Annotated in this window: 16 protein-coding genes and 2 pseudogenes; 10 read left to right on the forward strand and 8 right to left on the reverse strand. The window is 33.8% G+C overall.

Annotated features, from left to right (window positions below; translation table 11 throughout):
- Window positions 1-106 precede the first annotated feature (106 nt).
- The 3 genes and pseudogenes from V7150_RS12370 to V7150_RS12380 all read left to right on the forward strand — a co-directional run.
- Entirely contained in the window at window positions 107-1,783 is a 1,677-nt protein-coding gene (locus V7150_RS12370; RefSeq protein ID WP_335518321.1) for a DNA methyltransferase, read from the forward strand.
- Window positions 1,784-1,832: 49 nt separating this feature from the next.
- Window positions 1,833-2,075 (forward strand): hypothetical protein, encoded by a 243-nt coding sequence (locus V7150_RS12375; protein WP_335518324.1) that lies wholly within the window; start codon window positions 1,833-1,835, stop codon window positions 2,073-2,075.
- Between the two features lie 288 nt (window positions 2,076-2,363).
- A pseudogene (locus V7150_RS12380) lies at window positions 2,364-2,498 on the forward strand (heteromeric transposase endonuclease subunit TnsA); the annotation flags it as partial.
- A gap of 371 nt (window positions 2,499-2,869) precedes the next feature.
- Here V7150_RS12380 and V7150_RS12385 read toward each other — a convergent pair.
- The 3 genes from V7150_RS12385 to V7150_RS12395 all read right to left on the reverse strand — a co-directional run bounded on the left by V7150_RS12385 (window position 2,870) and on the right by V7150_RS12395 (window position 5,043).
- Window positions 2,870-3,502 (reverse strand): type 1 glutamine amidotransferase family protein, encoded by a 633-nt coding sequence (locus V7150_RS12385; RefSeq protein WP_335518327.1) that lies wholly within the window; start codon window positions 3,500-3,502, stop codon window positions 2,870-2,872.
- Between the two features lie 75 nt (window positions 3,503-3,577).
- Entirely contained in the window at window positions 3,578-4,540 is a 963-nt protein-coding gene (locus V7150_RS12390) for a helix-turn-helix transcriptional regulator (protein WP_335518331.1), read from the reverse strand.
- Between the two features lie 185 nt (window positions 4,541-4,725).
- On the reverse strand, window positions 4,726-5,043 hold the full coding sequence (locus V7150_RS12395) for a hypothetical protein (protein ID WP_335518334.1): 318 nt from the start codon (window positions 5,041-5,043) through the stop codon (window positions 4,726-4,728).
- A gap of 209 nt (window positions 5,044-5,252) precedes the next feature.
- Between V7150_RS12395 and V7150_RS12400 the strand changes: the two genes are divergently transcribed.
- Complete coding sequence (locus V7150_RS12400; RefSeq protein ID WP_248737765.1) at window positions 5,253-5,900, forward strand: TetR/AcrR family transcriptional regulator; 648 nt, start codon at window positions 5,253-5,255, stop codon at window positions 5,898-5,900.
- Window positions 5,901-6,163: 263 nt separating this feature from the next.
- Window positions 6,164-6,667, forward strand: coding sequence for a DoxX family protein (locus V7150_RS12405; protein ID WP_248737766.1), 504 nt, complete (start codon window positions 6,164-6,166; stop codon window positions 6,665-6,667).
- Between the two features lie 808 nt (window positions 6,668-7,475).
- On the opposite strand, the gene V7150_RS12410 is transcribed toward V7150_RS12405, so the two are convergent.
- A complete protein-coding gene (locus tag V7150_RS12410) occupies window positions 7,476-7,859 on the reverse strand; it encodes a RidA family protein (protein WP_335518347.1) in 384 nt (127 codons plus the stop codon).
- 104 nt (window positions 7,860-7,963) lie between these two features.
- On the opposite strand from V7150_RS12410, the gene V7150_RS12415 reads away from it, so the two are divergent.
- The gene (locus V7150_RS12415; protein ID WP_158318005.1) at window positions 7,964-8,302 is read left to right on the forward strand and encodes a winged helix-turn-helix transcriptional regulator; all 339 of its coding nucleotides are present in this window, start codon (window positions 7,964-7,966) and stop codon (window positions 8,300-8,302) included.
- 505 nt (window positions 8,303-8,807) lie between these two features.
- On the opposite strand, the pseudogene V7150_RS12420 reads toward V7150_RS12415, so the two are convergent.
- Window positions 8,808-9,119: pseudogene (locus V7150_RS12420) on the reverse strand (hypothetical protein); the annotation flags it as partial.
- Between the two features lie 259 nt (window positions 9,120-9,378).
- On the opposite strand from V7150_RS12420, the gene aepX reads away from it, so the two are divergent.
- From aepX to V7150_RS12440, 4 genes are read left to right on the forward strand one after another with little or no spacing between them, the layout of a single operon-like run.
- Window positions 9,379-10,287, forward strand: a complete 909-nt coding sequence (aepX, locus tag V7150_RS12425; RefSeq protein ID WP_335518353.1) for a phosphoenolpyruvate mutase — start codon at window positions 9,379-9,381, stop codon at window positions 10,285-10,287.
- Entirely contained in the window at window positions 10,288-11,415 is a 1,128-nt protein-coding gene (gene aepY, locus V7150_RS12430) for a phosphonopyruvate decarboxylase (protein ID WP_335518357.1), read from the forward strand. It abuts the gene before it with no gap.
- Between the two features lie 21 nt (window positions 11,416-11,436).
- Window positions 11,437-12,600: a 2-aminoethylphosphonate aminotransferase gene (locus V7150_RS12435; protein ID WP_335518358.1), complete on the forward strand. Its 1,164-nt coding sequence runs from the start codon at window positions 11,437-11,439 to the stop codon at window positions 12,598-12,600.
- Window positions 12,567-13,358, forward strand: coding sequence for a YheC/YheD family protein (locus V7150_RS12440; RefSeq protein WP_335518361.1), 792 nt, complete (start codon window positions 12,567-12,569; stop codon window positions 13,356-13,358). Before V7150_RS12435 ends, V7150_RS12440 begins: the two co-directional genes overlap by 34 nt.
- Before the next feature lie 166 nt (window positions 13,359-13,524).
- Here V7150_RS12440 and V7150_RS12445 read toward each other — a convergent pair whose 3' ends face one another.
- From V7150_RS12445 to V7150_RS12455, 3 genes are all read right to left on the reverse strand, one after another.
- Window positions 13,525-13,866: a hypothetical protein gene (locus V7150_RS12445; protein ID WP_335518364.1), complete on the reverse strand. Its 342-nt coding sequence runs from the start codon at window positions 13,864-13,866 to the stop codon at window positions 13,525-13,527.
- A 12-nt stretch (window positions 13,867-13,878) separates the two neighbouring features.
- Window positions 13,879-14,871: a ketoacyl-ACP synthase III gene (locus tag V7150_RS12450; RefSeq protein ID WP_335518367.1), complete on the reverse strand. Its 993-nt coding sequence runs from the start codon at window positions 14,869-14,871 to the stop codon at window positions 13,879-13,881.
- Between the two features lie 180 nt (window positions 14,872-15,051).
- Window positions 15,052-15,405 (reverse strand): hypothetical protein, encoded by a 354-nt coding sequence (locus V7150_RS12455; protein ID WP_283921138.1) that lies wholly within the window; start codon window positions 15,403-15,405, stop codon window positions 15,052-15,054.
- Window positions 15,406-15,543 lie beyond the last annotated feature (138 nt).

Raw genomic sequence — 15,543 nt, forward strand, 5'->3', positions numbered from 1 at the left:
CTTTAATGTTCAACAAATTTAATTTACGAAGACAACCGTGTGTTTTAAAAAAAACACACGGTTTAATCCTGGGGTTAAATTATTTTTATAAAAATGAGGTGAAGCAATGGCACAAGATAATTACAAAAAAGATGACTACTTTTGGAGAGATTTAAACTTAAATTATTCGGGGGAAAACAATTATGCTTCATTCTTTCCCTCGAAAAGTAATACACATGCCTATCCCGCCAAGGCAGTACCGGATATGGTATTTGAATTATTAAACCATATTAAAAGCCGATATAATATTAAAAGTGTTTTGGATCCTTTTGTGGGTAGTGGCACTACTGCCCTCGAATCAAAATACTTAGGTTTAGATTTTTACGGCTCAGATCTAAATCCATTAGCTATCTTAATAGCACGTACTAAAGTACTTACACTTTCTAACTCTAATTATATGATTAAAACCATAAAAGACTTTGTAGGAGATTTGCAATTGGGGTATGAAAATGCAAACGTAGTTAAGCTTACTACTTTTAATAACATAGACTATTGGTTTAAAGAAGAAAACATTAGAGAACTATCATACATTAAAGAAAAAATTAATCAATTTTTAAAAGGTAAAGGGAAAAAAAATATTGAGAACTATGCGTTAATTTTACTTAATTCTTTTAGTTCTAGTATAAGGTATTGTTCATTAAGCCGTAATAGTGAATTTAAGCTATATAGGATGTCTCCAAGTGATATAGAAAAATTTAATGTAAATGCTGTTGAAGTATTTTCTAATAATATTATAGGCCTTTTGGAAATGTTAAAAGAAGTTAATAGGGCTTATAAAGTTATAAGCAATATGCAGGTTGAATTAGGTAATGCTAAAGAACTTAATTTTATGGAAGATAAAAAAGTAGATTTAATTTTAACGTCTCCTCCTTATGGAGATTCTAGTAGTACTGTAGCTTATGGTCAATTCTCAAGACTTTCATTACAGTGGGCCTCAGACCTTCTAAATAAATACTTAGGAATTAAAGTCTATTCTGATAATTGTGATGAATATTTATTAGGCGGAAAAAAATCAGAAATTGAAGCGGGGATAGAGACTATATTATCTCGTTCCATTACACTTCAAAATTTAGTGAGCGAAATGGATCAGGTAATAAATGAAGATGTTGAACAATTAAATGAAATGAAGTGTGAATTAAATAATTGGCAGAAACAGCTTGAAGCAGGAAATATTTTTACGCTAGAACAAATTGATAATAAAATATTTGCTTTGTTGAGGGAAAGGGTAAGGTTAGATTTTTATAGGGAATATAATAAAGAAACTAATCTATCGAGAAAAGAAGTTAAGAAGCTAAGCGCTGAAAAGACAGATCATTTCTTTGAAGAGTTATTTAACGGTCACGTTGAGGACGATCTAGATAATATAGAATTTTTAAAAGAAAAATTAAAACGTGTTTTGGAAACAATAAAGCGAAAAATACAAGCTGTACCAAAAAGAAAAGATGAAGTATTAAATTTTTTCAAAGATCTATATCAAGTTGTAGTATCTACTGATAGAGTACTTAATCATGATGGTATTCAGGCGTGGATCGTCGGCCACAGAACAGTGTTAGGGAAAATCAACATAAATATGAAAGACGTTTTAAATGACTGGTTTGAAAATATAGGTTATGAGAAAGTTACTGATTTAACTAGAGAGTATTCTTTTAAAAGGCTTCCACATCATATAAATTCAACCGTGAATCGAAATGATCAAATAAAAACGATGATGCAAGAATATATTTTGATTGTGAAAAAGCCTTAATAAATGCTACCTTTCAAATAACTATACGAGAGGAAACGGTGCAAATATCATGTTGCATAAAGAAGAACTTCAAAAGTTAGTGAAAGAAGCTTTAGAGTCAGCTGGTGGGTCAGCAAATATTGTAACAATTGCTAAGTATATCTGGATTCACTATGAAACAGAATTGAAAGAATCAGGTGATTTGTTTTATACATGGCAATATGACATTAGATGGGCAGCTAACGAGTTAAGACGTAAGGGGATAATGAAAGATGCTGAAAGCTCACCAAGAGGAATTTGGGAACTTGTTTGATTGTAAAAAAAAACTATTAACAGTTGTATTTTAAACAACTTTATTGTTCAATGTTCTCCGGTTTTCAAGAAGTGAAAATCTAAAATTAAACAACTTTATCATAGTACCGTCTCCTTCTGGAAACGGTGTTATGTGTGTTTGAGCTGCTATTTTTAAACGACTTTATTGTCTCAGATCAAATTTGTAGATTTAAAAGAAAGTTGTACCGTTTAAAAGAAAGTTATACCGTTTATAACAAAGTTGTACCGTTTTACCCCTTTGGATATAATTGTCTAAAGGGGTGTTTTTATGTCAAAAAGAAAAAGAACATCTAAAATTGAGAAATGGATAAAAGAAGGCCGTGGCTCAGGTATTGGCTCAGAATATAAACCATGGTTAAAGATCCAAGATGTATCTTCGTTAGGAAGATCTACTCGCTTGAAAGAATAAAGACAAACTGTAGATTTGAAAGAAAGTTGTACTGTTTATAAAAAAGTCGTACCGTTTTAAAGAAAGTTTAACCGTTTATTAAAAAGATGTACCGAAATTAGCTACACTCTGTTATTGCACTAAAGCACCTGTTTGTCCAATAAGGGGTATCGTCAGGAAAATGCGGATTTACAACGTTAAGGAAATTTCAATACTAAATAGGGATTTAGTTACCATTTCTATTTATAAGAACTTCAGGGATGCTTTGTAATTTTTTTACTTCTATAAATAATTTTTAAGTTATATACAAAAACCATGCTTTGACATCGTCTAAAGCATGGTAATTATTTAAACTAATATTAAACTGCTAAGTTGATTTTTTTAGCTCATCTATTTATTGAATTCATTAACTGGAAGAAGTATTCAGGTTTATGAGTCTTATTTAGGTTATACCATGAATGCAATGTATCTGGTGCAAATACATCTAATTTTTTCAGTACTTCCATCGCAAATTCCAGAGGAGCTACTCCTGATGCAGTAACCAAATTCTCACCAGATACTGCAGGTCCCATCTCATGAAATTTTTCTCCTTTATAATTAGGACAGACCATTTTAATATACTCTAAGTTATTGCTTGTATGCTTTCTAGAATCTAGGTATCCAATATTCGCTAGTCCCTCAGTTGCACCACAAATTGCAGCAACAATAGTGCCAAGCTTTAAAGCTTCGCCAATTTTTTTCAAGATAGGTTGATGAATATCTTCTCCCCAAGTATTCCCTCCAGGTAAAACTAAAAGATCTTTACTCTTAAGAGTACATTCATCAAGGGAAATATCTGGTTTTATGCTCAGTCCTCCCATCGTAGTAATAATTTCTTTATTAGCTCCTACTGTAACTACTTTTAAAGGTGCTAAATCTTTTTTGAAATATCTTCCTGAGTTTAGTTCAGCAATTAAATATCCATATTCCCAGTCTGACATTGTATTAAAAACATAAAGATAAACTTTTTTTGTTTGCATCCAATAACGCTCCAATCACAATTGATATAGCCTATTATAATATAACTTCCCTGACAGTTATCGTCAGGGAAGTTATCATACTTGATGAAATTTTATTAATTCCGACAGAACTTCAATAAGTCTTTGCTTAAGACTTACTGGCCCAATAATTTGAATAGATTTACCGTACGGTAAAAGTAAATGAGGTACATATGTATGTATCATATCGTTTTCAAGAAGAAATATTGCTTGGGTTGAAGTCTGTTCTTGTAAATAATGTCCAAAAAACCAATGTTGGCAAATATCATCCAACACCCTTGTATTTCCACTAATAACTAAAGGGATAACCCCTTCCTTACCTTCTATAGTTGGAAGAAGATTATCCATAAAAAAGTCATGTGCTGAAAAATTTTCTGGTCGGTTAAACTTATTTTCAGTTAGCATTAAGTTTTCAATTCGATCTACTCTAAAGCTACGGATATCATTCCTAAGATGACAAAATCCAATCACATACCAATTATTATTCCAATAAATAATTCTGTACGGATCAACCAATCTATATGTTGATTGTTCTTCTCCAATTTTAAGGTATAGAATTTTTACAGAGTATCCGTCAGCTACGGCCTGCTCCACTTCCTTCAAGAGAGGCTCTATAGAGAGGGAACTTAATCGACTTATTACTTCAAGACTAGTTAAACGCTGGTTTATCTTTGTTTCCTGTTCTGGATTTGAATATTTGCTTAGCTTGGAAATAGCTCTATTTAGTGCTTCACCTCCATAATATCCGGCTTCTTCTGCAAAAACAGCAGCATGAAATAGTGAGGTTTGCTCCTCAAAATCAAAAAAAAGAGGAGCTTTAATAAAATTGTTCAATAAAGTGTATCCACCATTATGGCCTGTTTCTGAAATTATAGGTACACCACTTGTTGAAAGTGTATCAATATAACGATACACAGTCCTTATATTTATTTCTAACCTTTCTGAAATTTGTTTTGCAGTAATTTTTTCACTTGAATTAAGCATCCATAGAATTGCTAGTATATTGTCAATTTTAGGCATATAAATCCACCTTTATATGAAGTTTATTATTTATCATATTAGTTTATTTTCCTTAATTAGTAGTAAGCAAATTTTACTGTAGGTATCATTTTGAATTTAACTTATTTCCTTGAATTAAATTATTATGTCTTGTTAGTATAAGTACAATTCTTCACAATCTATCCTTTTAATTGGAAAAGAAAGGACTAATTGTTCCCTTCTGATAACTTCCTATATAATGATGCTCTAGACACATTTAATTCCTTAGATGGCCACATTTTCCTTACTAAAGGTAATTTCTCAATTTCCTCAGCAAATTTTGAATCAGTCTGATCACTATATGCAAACCCAACAACTTTTTCTTGTTGTTCAAATTTCACAATTAATTCTGCAACAGCCGAACCAATGATCATAACTTTCTTGGGAGATTTGTCAATTGTTTGTGTGATTTCCTCACCTTTGTATGTATGAACATCGACTGACATTGGATTTTTTTTATTAATATTTGCGCTGGTTATTTCCAAGAGGATTTCTCCTTTTGAGAGCATCCTAAGGTAACGAAAATGAATATAAAACATAATAGATAAATAGTTTTTTTAAACATCTAAATTCTCCTTATAAATCGTAACTGACAGTCACTCAATTAAATTTAACTAACCAATTTTCACTCCCATAATGCAATTGACTACTAGTCAGACCAATGCTTAAATAAAAAAAGGAGGTAGTGCATTCAATGGTCAGAGTAACGAAAAATGCAACGGAACGCCGAAACGAAATATTAGATACAGCAGAATCTCTTTTTAGCCAAAAAGGTTATGAGAAAACCTCAACGACTGATATTACTAAAACGCTGAGAGTAGCTCAGGGAACACTTTACTACTACTTCAAATCGAAAGAAGACTTAGCAAATGCATTAATTGATCGACAGATGCAAGGTATCAAAAAGCAGTTTATGGATGTAATTTATGACGAAACACTTTCTGCATTTGAAAAAATTGCTTGGGTTTTTGTGTTTGAGCTTGATTATCCGACAGGGCATAATGAAATCTTTAAGTATTTACAACACGATAATAATGCAATTCTTCGGCAAATATTACATGTACAAATGATTTGTCAAAGCACACCAATATTAACGGATTTAATTATTCAAGGTAATAAGGAAGGCATTTTCCATGTTGACAAACCGACACTTGTAGCAGAATTTTTTATTTCGACAATTCATCAATGGGCTGATTCATCATTATTCAAATGGAGTAAAGCAGAACGCATTGCAAGAATTGTAGCAATTCAATCTTTATTTGAACATTTATTTGGCGTTCCTAGTGGAAAATTTGATTTATCACTATTAAGAAAAACAGTAAAAGCTAAATTTAATTATTGAGTAACAACCATCTAATTGATATTGATTATCAGTTTGATGGTTCAATCATACATTTTGACTGACAACCTGTCAATGTTTTATCAATACATTCTCCTATTTGTAAAATTTTTCTTAACAAAATGTGAATTGTTATCTTATTTATTGTTTAGTAAAAATAATTTATATATATTGAAAATGCAGGAAGGGATATTAATTTTCCCTCACCTCAAACGCTGGCCGGCGATTATTATGTTTCTAGTACAATTATTAGGAGATGAGAAATAATGAAATGGTGGAAAACCCCTCAAGCAGCAGTTCTTTGGACTGTTTTGAGATTATGGTTTGGATTTACATGGTTAACAGCAGGATGGGATAAGATAGTTCGTGAAGGTGGATTCGATGCTTCCGGATTTCTAAATGCAGCTCTCACAAAAACAGAAGGTGCACATCCTCAAGTATTAGGGTGGTATGGAACATTTTTGGAGAAATTTGCTCTTCCAAACATTGAACTTTTCAATGTTTTAGTCGTTTGGGGTGAATTTCTAGTCGGTCTTGGACTTATCATTGGATTTTTAACTAGACCTGCTTTATATGCAGCAGCACTAATGAATTTAAGTTTTCTTTTAACTGGTGAAACAGGTGTAAACCCAGTTTATTATACAATTGCTATTTTACTACTAGTTGTTGGAAGTGGTACTTATTATTGGGGAGTCGATCGTTTTGCTCTCCCAGTAATTAAAAAGAAATTTTTTAAGAAAAAAGAACAAGCGACAGTTAATGCATCATAAATAGTTTGCTTATTAAAGGCTCAAATCCACTTATAGGGGATTGGGCCTTTTTTTTGTGGAATAATTAAATATATTATTAAACAAAAATTCTTTTATTTGGAATTAAAATAGCTAAGATATTTAAAATCAATATTTTAGGCTCTTGTAGAGATAGAAAAGGATGTGGTACTAACTTTAAAAGAGTTAGTACCTTATCTTTATAAGTACTCTCTATAGAATCTTGTCTTTAATTCTGTTGAAGAGAGCGTGTTTGTTGAAGATCAACAGAAGAAAATAATCAAACTTTTTTATAAAAATTGAACAATACTTCACAAGGAAAGAATCCATTTTGATCAATCTTTTTTTAAAAACGTATTCTTTTATTTATCGTAAAATGTGGGCTTGGTAGGTGCTTTTAATCAAACTTTCTTCCAAACCTACATAATTTTGTAGACTTGAAAGAAAGATGTACCGTTTTACCCCTTTGGATATGATTGTCTAAAGGGGTGTTTTTATGTCTAAAAGAAAAAGTGTAGGATTGAAATAAAGTTACGATGTTTATAAAAAAGATACGAAGTTTAAAATAAAGTTGCGACGTTTATAATTTTGCAAAGAGTGATTATTACACATCGGGAAATTCGTTAGAATTGGGATTTAGCCTTTCAAAAAACACAAAAACCCCGAATAGGTCCACTTTTTCTAAAAGTATCTACTATTCGGGGTTCAGTTCAATCAAGTTGATACCCCTTTTAATTTTTCTAGCTTACTTCAATAATCACCTAAAGAAATGAGCTTGACATGATTACTTTGATTATAAAATGTATTTTACTTAGTTGGTGTGTGCGATGGCGCTGATTTCAATCAGTTGCTCTGGGAATGCCAAGTAAGTCACGCCGATGAGGCTGCCGGCCGGTCGATGTTGTCCTAGATATTCCTTGAACAGCCGAAGGACTGGTTCGGAATGTTCTTGCGCATTTGTTAAATAGATCTCCATATAAGCGAGGTTGGACTTCGTGACACCAAATCCCTCCAGTACGCGATCGAGATTTTCAAGCGTCTGTCGGGTCTGTGCTTCGATATTGCCATCGCCAATGAACGCACCCTTCATATCGTGGGAAAATTGCCCTGAAATGTAGATAGTGCCGTTGACGCTGTAACCTTGGGTAATACCGTGATCCCAAAGACCGTGATCGTAGGTTTTAACATTAGTCATTTTTTCTCTCCTTTACTTCAATGTAATGTCAGTATAAAATGAACGCAAACAAAAAAATAGTACGCACTTTTTTGATAGATACTACCTGAAAGGATAGTGTAAATATGAGTATGGCTGACTATAAAGAAAAGGGTAATGTTCAAGAGACACCTTTTGGTTATACAATATCAGTGATTGGTGGTAAATGGAAAATGCTTATTATTTACCTCCTGGCAGAAAACCAACCAGTTCGATTTAATGATTTGAAAAGAAAAATAGGAGCTATTACTTTTAAAACATTGAGTTCACAACTTAAAGAATTGGAAGCAGACGGGATTGTTAGACGCAAAGAGTATCCTCAAATTCCCCCTAAAGTTGAGTACAGTCTCACACATAAAGCAGAAACTCTATTACCTGTTTTGGAACAGTTATGTGAGTGGGGAGAAAAAAACAGCAATAATTAAGCTCCTTCTGTATAGCTGATAAAATTAATAGCATCATCCGTTACAAAAACGTGGAAGTTTTTTTACGAGAGCAATTAGAAAACTGTGGTTTTAATTCTTTGTTCATGACAGAGGCGTTTGTGGAATAAGGAGATTTAAAATAATTAATCTTTTTTATAAAAAACAGTTATTAAAAATAAAAGAAAGCTGTCATTTTGATCAATCTTTATTCAAAACGACAGCTTTTTATATACAGTAGAATCAAGGATTTAGAGTAATTTATAATCAAACTTTATTCTAAACCAACATGATTTGTCTCCCCAAAGCAATGTCCTTCCCTAAGTAACAAAGTTGGTACCTGCTGAAACTAAGTTGGTACCTGAAGGGAAGAACGGGAGGCAAATACGATCAAATTAAGAATCGGGAAGCGTACCGTTGGTAAGCTTTCTCGGTTCTTTTTTTTGATCAAACGTTTGATTAAAAAAGGAAAATTTCAATCAAACGTTTGATTGAAAACGGGATAAGCCCGGGATGAAGCCATTAAGGAGGTCAACACAAGCTCTTTAACGGCATTGGCATTGGCGCCGGGTGTGTTAAAAACGACAATTCCCTGCTCCGTTCATTTTTCAACCGGGATACTATTAACACCTGTTCCAGCCTGGATAATTCCGAGTAAATTGGTGCCAAACTCCATGGTATGCATGTTAAAGCTGCGGACAACAATCGCATCAGGGTTTTCACAGGTATCATCAATTATATACTGAACATTATGAAATACCTTAAGCCCGCTTGCATACTCCCCTAAATTTGCATTTAATCCCCTGTTTAATCGTGGGATAAAGCTTTATGATATACCTATTTTTATTACTCGTGAAAACGCCCTTCTTAGCGTAAAATTTCCTTTTACTTATTAAAGCCCGAGCAAAAATTCCGTTCTCTCATACATTAATTAATGTATTTAGTTGTAGTTGAAAAAGACAATCAACTGAAAATGTGTTGGTTAGAGTTTAAAAGGTTTGAATAAAGAGACTACCAATAAATTTTTTCTTTTTTAACTAAATAGGTAATATACACTATTGTTACGAGGTGTGGAGATAATGAAGAAGACTACTCAACTCAAGAAAATACTAAGTTCTCCCAAACTGAATTTTTTAATGGAAGCACATAATGGACTATCAGCAAAGATTGTAGAAGAAGCGGGATTTAATGGGATATGGGCCAGCGGCCTTTCCATTTCTGCTTCAATGGGGCTCAGAGATAATAATGAGGCTTCTTGGACGGAAGTATTAGATATCCTTGAAAATATGAGTGATGCGACGGAAATACCAATACTTTTAGATGGGGATACAGGATATGGAAACTTTAATAATGCCAGGAGGCTTGTTAAGAAACTCGAACAAATAAATATAGCAGGAGTTTGTATTGAGGATAAGACTTTTCCGAAAGCGAACTCGTTTATTAATGGAGAAGCACAACCTCTTGCTTCAATTGAGGAGTTTTCAGGAAAAATAAAAGCAATGAAAGATACTCAGCTAGATAAAGATTTTATGGTTGTTGCTAGGATAGAGGCATTTATTGCCGGTTGGGGTCTCAAGGAAGCATTAAAGCGGGCGGAGGCATATCGGAAAGCAGGAGCAGATGCGATTCTAATGCATAGTAAAAAATCCACAATTGAGGAAATAGAAATGTTTATGAAGGAATGGAGTGGAAGGCACCCAGTTGTCATTGTTCCTACGAAATATTATAACACTCCAACAGAACAGTTTAGAAAATTGGGAATAAATGCTGTTATTTGGGCGAATCACAACTTAAGAGCATCGGTCAAAGCGATGCAAAACATATCAAAACAAATTCTGCAAGAGGAAAACCTCATTCATGTAGAAAATCAAATTGTAAGCGTTGAAGAAATTTTCCGGCTTCAAAATGCTGAGGAGCTTCAAACAGCAGAAAAAAAATATTTGCCTGGAACAACGGAAAAAGAACAGAGTGAGGAGATAGGTGGTTGAATGCTGGAGACAAAAACGTTTGGAAATCACCTTAAAGCACTTGGTTTTGACTTTTACACTGGTGTTCCATGCTCATTTTTAAAAAATCTCATCAATTATTCTATAAATGAATGTAAATATATAGCTGCAGCAAATGAGGGTGATGCGGTTGCTATAGCTGCGGGGGCTTATCTTGGAGGGAGAAAACCAATTGTTTTAATGCAAAACTCAGGATTAACAAATGCTATTTCTCCATTAACCTCCTTAACCTACCCCTTTCAAATTCCAATTCTTGGGTTCGTTAGCTTGCGGGGAGAACCAGGATTGCAGGATGAACCCCAGCATGAGCTCATGGGTGAAATTACAGTAAAAATGTTAGATTTAATGAAAATAAAATGGGAATTTTTATCTCCAGTAGACCATGTGGCTAGAAAACAAGTTCAAAAAGCAGCCGATTTCATTGAAAAACAAGAAACCTTTTTCTTTGTAGTCAAAAAAGGGACATTCACAAGTGAAAAGTTAAATAATGACGTATCTGAGAAAAGCGAAAATAAGAAAAAAACAAGGAAAACAGCGGATGATGAAGTGCCAAGCCGCTATGAAACTTTATGGACAATCAATCAATGTAAAGATGAGAATACCATCCAGTTAGCAACAACAGGTAAAACAGGTCGAGAACTATATGAAATTGAGGATGCGCCAAACAATATATATATGGTCGGTTCCATGGGGTGTGCTAGTTCTCTTGGACTTGGATTAGCCTGCACCCGTAAAGACAAAGACGTCGTAATCATAGATGGAGATGGTGCCATTCTAATGAGGATGGGAAGTTTAGCAACAAATGGTTACTATCGGCCTGAAAATATGCTTCATATATTGCTAGATAATCAGTCTCATGATTCAACGGGAGGGCAGCGTACCGTTTCCCATAATGTTAACTTTGTTGAAATTGCTGCTGCTAGTGGCTATGAGAACTCATACTATGTACACAGTTTGGAAGAGCTGCAAGCAAGAATAGCAGAATGGAAGAAAAGAAAGGGGCTCACTTTTTTATATTTAAAAAATACTCCAGGGTCCAAAAAAAATCTTGGACGCCCCAAAATAGACCCAGCTGAGGTGAAAGCACGTCTACAACTATTTATCAATTAAAACACAATGAGGAGCTGCGTTATGAAAAAATTGAAACGGAACATATTATTAAATCCAGGTCCTGCTACCACAACCGATACAGTTAAATATGCACAAGTAGTTCCTGATATTTGCCCTCGTGAAAAAGAGTTCTGCCAAATTATGAAATACGTTTCCTCCGAACTGACAAGGCTTGTCGCCGATACTGAGGAGTATACAACTGTATTATTCAGTGGATCTGGAACCTCCGCGGTAGAGTCTGTTTTAAGTTCTGTTGCAAATGATGGCGTTGTGGTCATTATCAACAACGGTGTATATGGGGAAAGGATGTGCGAAATTGCGGAGGCATATCGACTTGACTGTGTTGAATTTCAAAGTCCTTACGATTGTGCTGTTAACATAAAAGAGCTTCAAGAATTTATTTTAAATTTTCCTCGTAAGGTTTCCTATTTAGCGATCGTTCATAATGAAACAACGACCGGATTATTGAATGATATTGAAAAAATTGGCGAGATCTGCAGAAGGCAAAATATTCAAATGATTGTAGATGCGATGAGTTCATTTGCTGCCATTCCTATCCAAATGAAAAAAATGAACATTAGCTATCTTGCTGCCAGCTCAAATAAAAATCTCCAGGGAATGGCTGGGATCTCATTTGTCATCGCTAAGAAAATTGACTTACAGAAACAAAAGGAATTACAACCTGCTAATTACTATTTAAACCTATACGCACAATATCAATACTTTATCGAGAAGGGCCAAATGCGTTTTACCCCTCCCGTCCAGACAATCTTTGCCCTAAAGCAAGCTATCATAGAATTAAAAAAGGAAGGGATTAAGGAAAGGTATAAGCGATATAGTGAGTTATGGGAAATGTTAGTGGCAGGCCTTTCACGGTTAGGTTTAAAACATCTCATCTCAAAAGAGAACCATTCAAAACTAATCACTGCTATTATAGAACCTGATTGTGCGGCATATGATTTCAACCACATGCATGATTATTTTTATGCAAATGGGATCACCATTTATCCTGGAAAGCTTACTCATTTAAAATATTTTAGAATAGCGAACATTGGTGACCTAAATCCAGATGATATGGACCTATTTCTAACACTATTGGAGAAGTATCTAAAAACAATAGATTACTGCTCCAGGGAAAGGTATGATGAAGAATGCCAAAATGGGACAAATGGAATAAATATTTAACCTTAATCAAAAATAAAGAACTTGAAATGCATCTTCCCGAAACGATGAGGTTTTCAACAGAGAAGGAACTATGGGACTTTACTGTTAAGTATCCTTCAGTGATCTTAAAGCCTGTAATGGGCAGCAGGGGGAGAAAGATATTTAAAGTATCTGCACTTGAATCAGATAAGGTCGAAATTCATTACTTAAATAGTACAAGGGAATTTATTGGAAGGTATCATGCTTATTCCTACTTTAAAAAAAAGAAAGCTCCACGAAGAACTTATCTTGCTCAGAGGTATATCTCCCTAGCCAATATCCAGGGGCGTCCATTTGATCTTCGGGTCATTGTCCAGAAAAAAAAGAACTCGAATAATTGGGTCGTAACCGGTAAAGTTGCAAAATTAGCCGGGCAAGGCTTCTTTGTAACGAATAATCAGTTAAGCAGTGGATCCGTATTGCCTGTTGTCGAAGCGATCAAGGCCTCCAATATTCATAAAGAGGATGGTAATGATGAAAAGCTTGTATCAGAATTAGAACGAATTGCCTTGCTTGCAACGAAAACATTAGAGCCACTTTATGAAGGGCATCGTATATATGGGTTTGATATGGGGATAGACAGTGACGGACACATTTGGATTATCGAGGCAAACTTAAATCCTGCTTTGTCTCACTTTTATAAGCTCCAAGATAAAACGATGTACCGTACAATTAGGAAAATGCGTGGAGGTAAGATATTGAAAGTTCGTAGAGTTAAAAAAAGAAAAAGAAAAAATTAAGATGAGCTTTTCTAATCAAATTTTAATTAAAGAGCCTGATATACATGTCTTGTATATTTTGGCTCTTATTAGTATTTATGATACGTTAGGGGTTGGACTGGTTCTATAAATACTAATAAAAAACTATATGATTAATCTCCAATGAGCAAAATAAAAAAGCACCCTATTAGGTGCCTTCTGTGTACGAAAACGGATAACCTTGTGATAATATTTTTGTTTCAAATTCATAGAATTCGGTTTCCATTGTCCTTGAGAATCCGACGTCTATTAAAGACTGTTTTACTTGCTCTGTGAGTTTTGAATAATTTCCGAGACTCCAAATATCCACCTGAATGTGGTGGCTTGTTTGTTGTTGTTCATCATCCGCATATAAAGAGCCTTTTTGGTTGTACTCAAAAAATGTAATATAGATATCTGGATTGCTATCTTCATCGAGCAAGAACTGAAGACGAACCATAATACCAAGGGTGCCAACTGGACATCCGTGTAGATGTCTTTTTAAGTACACTCTTTTATAATGTTAATATTTAAACAACATTGTCGCAAGTTGATATCCTCCACCTATAGTCCAGAATAACACCTTATCTCCTCGTTTGATTTTACCAGAATCAATTCCTTCATGAAAAGCCATAAAAGGACTACTTGTTCCAGTGTATCCATAACGGTCTCCCGAAAAGATGATTTTTTCCTCTGGAATATGATAATGGTCTTGAATTTCTTGAAGAAGTGTTAGAGCAAATTGTGATAAACAAAAATGGTCAATATCTTCAATCTTTAGATTGTTTCTTTCTAATACTTTTTCAAACATTTTATATACTTGGGGCAAAACAAATCTTCCGTCAAATGGAATCCACAACATCGATTTACCTTGTCCATTACCTTTAATTGTTTGAGATAGCCCCTTTTCAGGATAAACAACACATGTTCGATTATCCGTATCAGAATGAACATCAACTATTGAGTCAATAAATCCTGTATCTTCTTCTGTTTTTTCTAAAATAATTGCGGAAGAAGAATCTCCAAAATTAGAATACGTCATAGTATCTTCTGGACTTGATAGCAAGGAAAGATTATCTGAGCCTACCACTAATGCTCTTTTCATATGAGGGTTGGACATCATATATCTCGATACTTGTTCTACTGCTATAGTCATCCCAGCACAGTTAGCGTTCATATCATAAACAACCATGTTTTCCTTTCCTTTTATTGCATGGTGGACTAATAATGCGTTAGTTGGAATAACATATTCAGGTACTTGTGAAGTAAAGACAAGCATATCTAAATCTTTACCAGTTAAACCAGCTTTTTTTAATACACGATTCGAAGCTTCTATTCCCATCGTAAGAGAATTTTCTCTTTCATTATCAATAACAAATCGGTCTTTTCTTCCCATTATTTCCAAAAAGTGAGAAATGTCTTTCCCTTGATCTTTAAAATGGTTAATATAAAATTCATTTGAAATACTTTTTTCGGCATGATAGATATCTACCGCCTTAATTTTAATGTTTGTCATAATTGTTATAAACGCCTCCATTTATTATATTTTTGTAATTAAATTACAAGAGTATAATTACTCTATTTTTCTAGAACATATGATAGAAAATTCGTTCTATCATAATTGAACGAAAAATTCGGACGATTATCGATAAAAAAGAGTAAGGCTCATTCAAGCTTTACTCTTTTATAAGACCTCTTAATAAATTTCCGATACTTCAAAATTGTCAAGCCCTGCATTACGAGCCAAACGATTCAACTGCAGTTTAATAATTGGTTTCTTTTGAATGCCAACCAACACTTTTTTAAATCCAGATTCTTTATACATCCTCATAACATTTTCAAGGTTTGGAGCTAAATCTTGTGATACAACGCTCAAATCCCTGCAGTCAAATTGTAGAACAAATTCTTCTGGTTTAATCGCAGACAATGTTTGTTGATACTCCTTAATAAACTCTTGTGCTTTTTCAGGAGTGAATGTACCTCTCACTGTCATATCAATTGTTTTTTCTGCTTGATTTACTTTCATTGTGAAACTTCCTGTATCTTGCATAGATTGTATACTCCCTTTCTCTTTATATATTAATTATTGTTATATTTATAATATCGGGGATTTTTTCCTCCAGTTTAGTATTTAACAACAATCTTCAAAAGAATATACCAAGGTAAGCCACTGTCAACACTTAACCCA

This window comes from Neobacillus drentensis (genome assembly GCF_036965245.1).
In the GTDB taxonomy this organism is placed as follows: domain Bacteria; phylum Bacillota; class Bacilli; order Bacillales; family Cytobacillaceae; genus Neobacillus; species Neobacillus drentensis_G.

Coding starts and splice junctions, on each gene's coding strand:
- V7150_RS12450 (WP_335518367.1), bottom strand. CDS start 14,871: ATGACAAACATTAAAATTAAGGCGGTAGATATCTATCATGCCGAAAAA.
- V7150_RS12415 (WP_158318005.1), top strand. CDS start 7,964: ATGAGTATGGCTGACTATAAAGAAAAGGGTAATGTTCAAGAGACACCT.
- V7150_RS12440 (WP_335518361.1), top strand. CDS start 12,567: ATGCCAAAATGGGACAAATGGAATAAATATTTAACCTTAATCAAAAAT.
- V7150_RS12405 (WP_248737766.1), top strand. CDS start 6,164: ATGAAATGGTGGAAAACCCCTCAAGCAGCAGTTCTTTGGACTGTTTTG.
- V7150_RS12390 (WP_335518331.1), bottom strand. CDS start 4,540: ATGCCTAAAATTGACAATATACTAGCAATTCTATGGATGCTTAATTCA.
- V7150_RS12370 (WP_335518321.1), top strand. CDS start 107: ATGGCACAAGATAATTACAAAAAAGATGACTACTTTTGGAGAGATTTA.
- V7150_RS12375 (WP_335518324.1), top strand. CDS start 1,833: ATGTTGCATAAAGAAGAACTTCAAAAGTTAGTGAAAGAAGCTTTAGAG.
- V7150_RS12385 (WP_335518327.1), bottom strand. CDS start 3,502: ATGCAAACAAAAAAAGTTTATCTTTATGTTTTTAATACAATGTCAGAC.
- V7150_RS12455 (WP_283921138.1), bottom strand. CDS start 15,405: ATGCAAGATACAGGAAGTTTCACAATGAAAGTAAATCAAGCAGAAAAA.
- aepY (WP_335518357.1), top strand. CDS start 10,288: ATGCTGGAGACAAAAACGTTTGGAAATCACCTTAAAGCACTTGGTTTT.
- V7150_RS12435 (WP_335518358.1), top strand. CDS start 11,437: ATGAAAAAATTGAAACGGAACATATTATTAAATCCAGGTCCTGCTACC.
- aepX (WP_335518353.1), top strand. CDS start 9,379: ATGAAGAAGACTACTCAACTCAAGAAAATACTAAGTTCTCCCAAACTG.
- V7150_RS12410 (WP_335518347.1), bottom strand. CDS start 7,859: ATGACTAATGTTAAAACCTACGATCACGGTCTTTGGGATCACGGTATT.
- V7150_RS12400 (WP_248737765.1), top strand. CDS start 5,253: ATGGTCAGAGTAACGAAAAATGCAACGGAACGCCGAAACGAAATATTA.